The following is a 7,634-nucleotide window of genomic DNA, read 5'->3' as shown; positions in this document are numbered from 1 at the left end:
GTGCGATGTGGGGACGGAGAAGGTTAACTCAGCCAACTGTTGGATATGTTGGTTCAAGCCTGTAGTCGTGCCTGGTAGGTAAATCCGCCGGGCTTAGATGAGGGGTGATAACGAGTCTGCTTGCAGACGAAGTGAGTGATACCCTGCTTCCAGGAAAAGCCACTAAGCTTCAGCTACACACGACCGTACCGCAAACCGACACTGGTGCGCGAGATGAGTATTCTAAGGCGCTTGAGAGAACTCAGGAGAAGGAACTCGGCAAATTGACACCGTAACTTCGGAAGAAGGTGTGCCTTTAGTAGGTGAACCATTTACTTGGGGAGCCCAATGAGGCTGCAAAAAATCGGTGGCTGCAACTGTTTATTAAAAACACAGCACTCTGCTAAGACGAAAGTCGACGTATAGGGTGTGACGCCTGCCCGGTGCTGGAAGATTAAATGATGGGGTGCAAGCTCTTGATTGAAGTCCCAGTAAACGGCGGCCGTAACTATAACGGTCCTAAGGTAGCGAAATTCCTTGTCGGGTAAGTTCCGACCTGCACGAATGGCGTAATGATGGCCACACTGTCTCCTCCTGAGACTCAGCGAAGTTGAAATGTTTGTGATGATGCAATCTCCCCGCGGAAAGACGGAAAGACCCCATGAACCTTTACTGTAGCTTTGTATTGGACTTTGAACAGATCTGTGTAGGATAGGTGGGAGGCTTTGAAGCCCGGTCGCTAGATCGGGTGGAGCCAACGTTGAAATACCACCCTGGTGTGTTTGAGGTTCTAACCTAGGTCCATTATCTGGATCGGGGACAGTGCATGGTAGGCAGTTTGACTGGGGCGGTCTCCTCCCAAAGTGTAACGGAGGAGTTCGAAGGTACGCTAGGTACGGTCGGACATCGTGCTAATAGTGCAATGGCATAAGCGTGCTTAACTGCGAGACTGACAAGTCGAGCAGATGCGAAAGCAGGACATAGTGATCCGGTGGTTCTGTATGGAAGGGCCATCGCTCAACGGATAAAAGGTACTCTGGGGATAACAGGCTGATACCGCCCAAGAGTTCATATCGACGGCGGTGTTTGGCACCTCGATGTCGGCTCATCTCATCCTGGGGCTGTAGCCGGTCCCAAGGGTATGGCTGTTCGCCATTTAAAGAGGTACGTGAGCTGGGTTTAAAACGTCGTGAGACAGTTTGGTCCCTATCTTCCGTGGGCGCTGCAGATTTGAGGAAGCCTGCTCCTAGTACGAGAGGACCGGAGTGGACGAACCTCTGGTGTACCGGTTGTCACGCCAGTGGCATTGCCGGGTAGCTAAGTTCGGAAGAGATAACCGCTGAAAGCATCTAAGCGGGAAACTCGTTTCAAGATTAGATCTGCCGGGGCCTTGAGCCCCCTGAAGAGTCGTTCAAGACCAGGACGTTGATAGGTCAGGTGTGGAAGCGCAGTAATGCGTTAAGCTAACTGATACTAATTGCTCGTGCGGCTTGACCCTATAACTTTGATTCATTCAAAGTTGTTATGCCAAGTTGACGCATTCAAAAGACGCATCCCCAACCGGATGTGCAACTACTAAATAAAAGCTGATTTGCTCTATGAATTCGATGGGTTGTTCTCCGAACAATCGATCAAAAAGTTATGCCTGATGACCATAGCAAGTTGGTACCACTCCTTCCCATCCCGAACAGGACAGTGAAACGACTTAGCGCCGATGATAGTGCGGATTCCCGTGTGAAAGTAGGACATCGTCAGGCTCTTACAGCGAGGAACGCCCGGTTGATTTTTGATCAGCTGGGCGTTTTCTTTTGTGCCAACGATTTCAGTTGGCACCTAAAATAAGAAATCTGAAGTAAGAAGCCCGCATCCAATGATGTGGGCTTTTTTGCATTTCACTTGCCTGGGATAAAACAGCGGCACCAGGTTCGTGGTTCGTAGCTCGCTTCAGCAACACCGCGTGAGTCAAGCATTCAGCAGATAGGCGCCTTCTCTTCGGGCCACGCCGGCGCTGACCAGCTCCAGGCACAGATGCTCTATCCACGGGCGAAGCGGGACACTCCCAAAAAATTGTTCATTGAGCAACATGAAATAGGGCGTCCTGGTGGCCCACTGCGTGAATTCATCAAAGGATTGCCTTTGGGTTTCGAGCAGTTTGAATTTGAGCAGCACCTTTGCCGCATGGTGTGCGTGTTTGACGGGGTTGCTGACAAAGGCGTCGAGGCGCTGGCGTGCGCGAGCCAGGACCTCGGGGGTGTAGGCGAAAACCCGGCCGTGCCCCGGGATCACGGTTTTCGGCGCCAGGCGCTCAATCATGTCCAGTGTTGCGGCAACCTCTGCAAAGGCATCGACTCCCTCCAGCTCCGGAAAGACCACGCCAAAACCGTTTTCCCACAGAGCGTCGGCAGATATGAGCACCCTTTCGGCAGGTTCAAAAAATACCAGTGAGTGGGGGTCATGTCCAGTTGCCGCATGGACCTGCCAATTGCTCGCGCCAAATGGTACTTGCGTACCTGGCTGAAGCGTCTGGTCGAACCCGAAACGCGGGCAAAGCTGACCGGTTGGCTGATAGGTCAGGGCTACCGGGTCCCACTGGGCGACCTGCTGTGCATGGCCGGGCGGGATCCATGTTTCCATATCTGGATAACGGGCCTGCAAAGCCGCATTGCCGCCACAGTGATCGCTGTGCAAATGGGTATTGACGAGAAAATCAAGGCTTCGTCCACCCAGTGCAGCCTCCACCAGCGATAGCGTCTGTGCCGAGTGGCTGCAGTAGCCACTGTCCACCATTAAGCTGTCCTCGCCATCCACAAACAGGATATTGTTGGACGATAGCCATCCGCGCTCAAAAACATGCATACCGCCAGGCAAGGTGGGCGTGGTCATTCGCGTAATACTGCGGGCCGGGCGTCAGGCCGCTGCGCGGAGTTCGCGCCTGAGGATTTTCCCGACATTGGATTTGGGAAGATCATCGCGAAATTCGATGTACTTGGGACGTTTGTAGCCCGTGAAATGCTGTTTGCAATAGGCGCTTACATCATCTTCAGTCAGCGTAGGGTCGTTCTTCACGACAAACACCTTGATGGCTTCGCCCTGCTTGTCATCAGCGATCCCAATGGCCGCGCACTCCACGACGCCGGGGCACAAGGAAATCACGTTCTCCAGCTCATTCGGGAAGACATTGAAACCCGAAACAATGATCATGTCCTTCTTGCGGTCCACAATTTTGGTGTACCCGCGCTCATCCATGATGCCGATGTCGCCGGTGCGCATAAAACCGTCGCGGGTAAACGCCTTCTCATTTTCGTCTGGCTGGCGGTAATAGCCGGTCATCACCTGCGGGCCCCTGATGCAGATCTCGCCCGACTCGCCGGGCGCAAGTGAGTTGCCATCCTCGCCCTTGATGGCCAGCTCAATGCTGGGTAGCGGCAACCCGATGGTGCCGGTGAATTCCCGGTTTGTCACCGGGTTGTTCGTCCCGATGGCGCAGGTCTCACTCATGCCCCAGCCCTCGATCATGGGGCAGCCGGTGACTTGCAGCCACTGCTTGGCGGTACCCGCAGACGCCGCCATGCCACCTGCCTGGGAGACGCACAGGCTGGAAAAGTCCACAGTCTTGAACTGTGGATGCTGCAGCAAGGCATTGAACAGGGTGTTGACTCCCGGCAGCAAATGGAAGGGCCGCTTTTTCAGCACCTCAATGAATTTGCCAAAGTCACGCGGATTCGGGACCAGTGTCAAATGCGCGCCCCAGCGCATGGTGAGCAGGCACAGGGTGAGCGCGAAGATGTGATACAGCGGCAGTGCCGCAATGTTGTTCGTTGTGCTCACATCGCCGATCCGCCGCAGCGCCGGAGTAAACCAGGCTTCGGCCTGCAAGATGGCGGCGACGATATTGCGGTGGGTGAGTACCGCTCCCTTCGACAAGCCCGTGGTCCCGCCGGTGTACTGCAGAAAGGCGATCGAATCCAGATTGCTTTGCGCAGGCGCGAGCGAGCGCTTGGCGCCGTCGGCAACAGCCTGGCTGAAAGTGGTCACGGTACGGCCGTCACCGAGCGGCAGCTTGTAAGCCGGTACCAGCTTGGCCAGGTGGCGGACTGCAAAGGTGATCCAGGCTCCGTACCAGAAGCCAAGCAGATCGCCCATGGACGCCATGACGATGTTCTTGACCGGCGTCCGCTCAACGACTTCGGCCAGCGTGCCCGCAAAGTTTTCGAGAATGACAATCGTGGTGGCGCCGGAGTCCTTGAGCTGGTGCTCCAGTTCACGCGCGGTATAGAGCGGATTCACGTTCACGCAGGTATAGCCGGCACGCAGCACGGCTGCCATGGTTACCGCGAACTGGGGAATGTTGGGCAGCATGATGGCCACCCGTGCGCCCGGCTCCAGCCCCAGACTTTGCAGCCAGGCCCCCAGGGCCGACGACAAGTCATCCAGCTGGGCGTAAGACATCCAGCGGTCCATGCAGACCGAAAACGGTTTCGACGCATTCTTCCTGAAGGAGTCTTCCAGCAGCTGGTTGAGCGAACGGAACTGTTCCGGATCGATTTCGTGAGGGACGCCCTCGGGGTAACTTGTGAGCCAATGCCTGTTCATACAAACTCCTTGCGGCTCATTGTGTAAGCCCTGCAGCAGAAGACCCATGGGGCTTGTCCTAATGCCGTGCGCCGGCAGCCAGTAAATGGCTCAATTGGGTCTCGCAGGTGACAGCCTCGCTCTCAAACAGCGAGCGAATCCACTCTGCTTCACGCTTGGCTATCAACTCCAGGAAGTCGTCCGCCCCTCGCATGTCGGCAAAAGCGTCAAAGCCGGCTTCCAGAAAATGCTGCAGCGAACTCAGCCCCGCAGCAGCTGCCGGCCGGCGCATCATCTTGAGCAGCATGCGCAGTCCCGGCTTGCGCGTCAGGTGGTTCAATTCGTGCCCCAGGTGAAGCACCATGTCGAGCTGCCTCTGCCGTGCACCCGCGTCCCCCACGCGGCGCCAGCACCGGATGTAGCGCGCGCACTCGCTGCCGCCCGAAGGGGTCGACTTGTCAGCCAGCCACTGCCGGGCCATCAGGTCGTCCAGCTTCTCCGTCAACGCATGCGCCTCGGCCAGCGCAGCCGCCGTGTTCACAACGGGCTGCGGAAAGATCCTGGCGATGGTGTTGGCGATGCGGGCAAACTGCTGGTCACGCTCGGTGTAGTCCTGGTCGCTGTACAGCTCCTGCAGGAAGAAGGAGGCAGCGGTTTTATAGCGCGGGCTGTGCAGAAGGTCAACGTAAGTGGCCTCAAAGCGGCGCGCCTGAAAACGCTTGATTTCAGCGCTGGCCCGTGCCAGTGCGGGATCCGCCGCATGCAACTGCCGAATCCCGGCTACAGCTTGCAGCGCATCCTGGATATCGTTTGCAGTTGAGTTCATACAAACCCGGAGTTTATCTAGGTACGGTGCTCTATTGAAATGCGGGAGCCTATGAGAAACTTCCCGCATGCAAAGGCGAACGCTTCTCAAGCTCGGCATGGTCTCGGCGGCCGTGCTTGCGTTGGCCGGTGGCGCTGCGGCCCTGCTGCAGCCCGGGCTCGAGCGTGGTTCATTGAGTTCTGCCGGGCGCGGGGTGTTTGCGGCTGTTGCCCAGGCTGTTCTCGACAAGAGCCTGCCGGTTGATCCCGCTGCACGCCAGATGGCGCTCAAGGGCTTGCTCCATCGGATTGATGCCCTCGTGCAATCACTACCACCTCACGCGCAAAGCGAGTTGTCGCAACTGCTGTCATTGCTGGCCAGCGCGGCGGGTCGCCGCACATTTGCCGGCCTTGCCCAGCCGTGGGCCGAGGCGGCTGTCGCCGACATCCAGCAGGTGCTGCAGAACATGCGCCTGTCCAGCCTCGCCTTGCGGCAGCAGGCCTATGCGGCACTCCACGACATCACGGCGAGCGCCTACTTCTCGGATCAGGCCAGCTGGTCCATGCTGGGGTATCCCGGCCCCCTGAAAATCTGAGGATCAATACCGGCATGAGTCAAATGAGCGACCCGATCCGCGAGGGCATTCAGCGCGGCTGGAAAGTCTCGGGTGGCGCGCTGGGCCCTGTCCCGGCAAAAATTGTTTGCGATGTAGCCATCATTGGCAGTGGCGCGGGTGCCGGCATCACGGCCGAGTTGCTGGCCAAGGCCGGGCTGCAGGTGCTCATCATCGAAGAGGGGCCCTTGAAGAGCAGCAGCGACTTCAACCAGAAGGAGTCCGAAGCGTATCCTTCGCTCTACCAGGAAAGCGCTGCCCGCAAAACCGAAGATAAGGCCATCAACATCCTGCAGGGGCGCTGCGTCGGTGGTTCCACCACGGTCAACTGGACCAGTTCTTTTCGCACTCCGCCCGCCACGCTTCAATTCTGGCAAGACCGGTTTGGCCTGAGCGGCTACACCGCCCCAGCCCTGGCGCCGTACTTCGCGCAGGCCGAGCAGCGACTGAACATCCAGCCATGGCGCGTCGCGCCCAACGAGAACAACGACTTGCTGCGCCGCGGTGCGGCCGCGCTCGGGATTCCTGTCGCCGTCATTTCGCGCAATGTCAAAGACTGCTGGAATCTGGGGTCGTGCGGGCTGGGCTGCCCCACCAACGCCAAGCAGTCCATGCTGGTCACCTCCATCCCCGCCGCGCTCGATCGGGGCGCGCAGCTGCTAACCGAAACCCGCGCCGAGAAGTTTGAGTTCGCCAATGGCAAGGTGACCGCGCTGATTTGCCGGGCTGTCGCGCCTAATGGGGCATTGGCCCCTGTAAACCCATCAGGCGAAGTTATAAAAATAAAAGCAAAACACTACGTGCTGGCCGGTGGCGCCATCAACTCGCCGGCGGTGCTGCTGCGCTCGGGCGCACCCGACCCGCACGGCCGGCTGGGCGCCAGGACTTTCCTGCATCCCGTGGTGATGTCGTCCAGTGTGTTCGAGCAAAAAGTGGAGGCCTGGAATGGCGCGCCGCAAGCCATCTACTCCGATCATTTTCTGGACACCCAGCCACTGGACGGCCCCATCGGCTACAAGCTGGAGGCGCCGCCGCTGCACCCCGTGATTTTTGCGTCAACGGTGCCAGGCTTCGGCCAGGGGCAGCATGATCTGCTCACGTCATTTCCCCACAACCATACGCTGCTGGCGCTGCTGCGCGATGGCTTTCATGAGGAGTCGCCTGGCGGCAAGGTCAAGCTGCGCAGCGACGACTCCGCCGTGCTGGACTATCCGCTGACCGACTATGTGATGGAGGGCGGCCGCCGCGCGCTGCTGTCCATGATGGAAATCCAGTTTGCCGCGGGTGCCCGGCAGGTGTTGCCCCTGCATGAGATGGCGCGGCCCTACACCTCGTGGGCGCAGGCCCGTGAAGCCGTGAAGGCGCTGCCGATGAAACCCAGGCTCACCAAGGTCGTGAGCGCGCACGTCATGGGCGGCTGCGGACTGGCAGGCGCCGAGCGCCTGGGCGTGACGCGCCCCGACGGCGTGCATTGGCAGTTGGACAACCTGTCGATTCATGACGGCTCCCTGTTTCCCACCAGCATCGGTGCCAATCCGCAGCTGTCGATTTACGGCGCGGTGAACCGTCTCGCGCAGGATCTGGCCAAACGGCTGTCCGGTCGGGATGTCGCACTGGCCTGAGGGCCTGAGGTAAGGGCCTGAGATACTGCAGGCCTGCGCTTGT

At 58.6% G+C, this 7,634-nt stretch carries 5 protein-coding genes and 2 rRNA genes (1 of these 7 only partly in view); 4 read left to right on the top strand and 3 right to left on the bottom strand.

Annotation, left to right across the window (positions count from 1 at the left end):
• Positions 1-1,477 (top strand): 23S ribosomal RNA (locus BPRO_RS21115); it begins 1,403 nt to the left of the window's first position.
• A 146-nt stretch (positions 1,478-1,623) separates the two neighbouring features.
• Positions 1,624-1,736: ribosomal RNA gene (gene rrf / locus BPRO_RS21110) — 5S ribosomal RNA — on the top strand.
• A gap of 205 nt (positions 1,737-1,941) precedes the next feature.
• On the opposite strand, the gene BPRO_RS21105 is transcribed toward rrf, so the two are convergent.
• Genes BPRO_RS21105 through BPRO_RS21095 form a run of 3 tightly spaced genes read right to left on the bottom strand, consistent with a single transcriptional unit; the run spans position 1,942 to position 5,377 of the window.
• The gene (locus BPRO_RS21105; protein WP_011485107.1) at positions 1,942-2,862 is read right to left on the bottom strand and encodes an MBL fold metallo-hydrolase; all 921 of its coding nucleotides are present in this window, start codon (positions 2,860-2,862) and stop codon (positions 1,942-1,944) included.
• A 24-nt stretch (positions 2,863-2,886) separates the two neighbouring features.
• On the bottom strand, positions 2,887-4,572 hold the full coding sequence (locus BPRO_RS21100; RefSeq protein ID WP_011485106.1) for an AMP-binding protein: 1,686 nt from the start codon (positions 4,570-4,572) through the stop codon (positions 2,887-2,889).
• Positions 4,573-4,630: 58 nt separating this feature from the next.
• Positions 4,631-5,377 carry an FFLEELY motif protein gene (locus BPRO_RS21095; RefSeq protein WP_011485105.1) on the bottom strand — a complete coding sequence of 249 codons (747 nt, stop codon included), beginning with the start codon at positions 5,375-5,377 and terminating at the stop codon, positions 4,631-4,633.
• 67 nt (positions 5,378-5,444) lie between these two features.
• Between BPRO_RS21095 and BPRO_RS21090 the strand changes: the two genes are divergently transcribed.
• Positions 5,445-5,951: a hypothetical protein gene (locus BPRO_RS21090; RefSeq protein WP_011485104.1), complete on the top strand. Its 507-nt coding sequence runs from the start codon at positions 5,445-5,447 to the stop codon at positions 5,949-5,951.
• A gap of 14 nt (positions 5,952-5,965) precedes the next feature.
• Positions 5,966-7,591, top strand: a complete 1,626-nt coding sequence (locus BPRO_RS21085; RefSeq protein WP_011485103.1) for a GMC family oxidoreductase — start codon at positions 5,966-5,968, stop codon at positions 7,589-7,591.
• Positions 7,592-7,634 lie beyond the last annotated feature (43 nt).

This window comes from Polaromonas sp. JS666, assembly GCF_000013865.1.
GTDB lineage: Bacteria > Pseudomonadota > Gammaproteobacteria > Burkholderiales > Burkholderiaceae_C > Polaromonas.
This window is presented reverse-complemented; position numbering and strand designations above follow the sequence as displayed.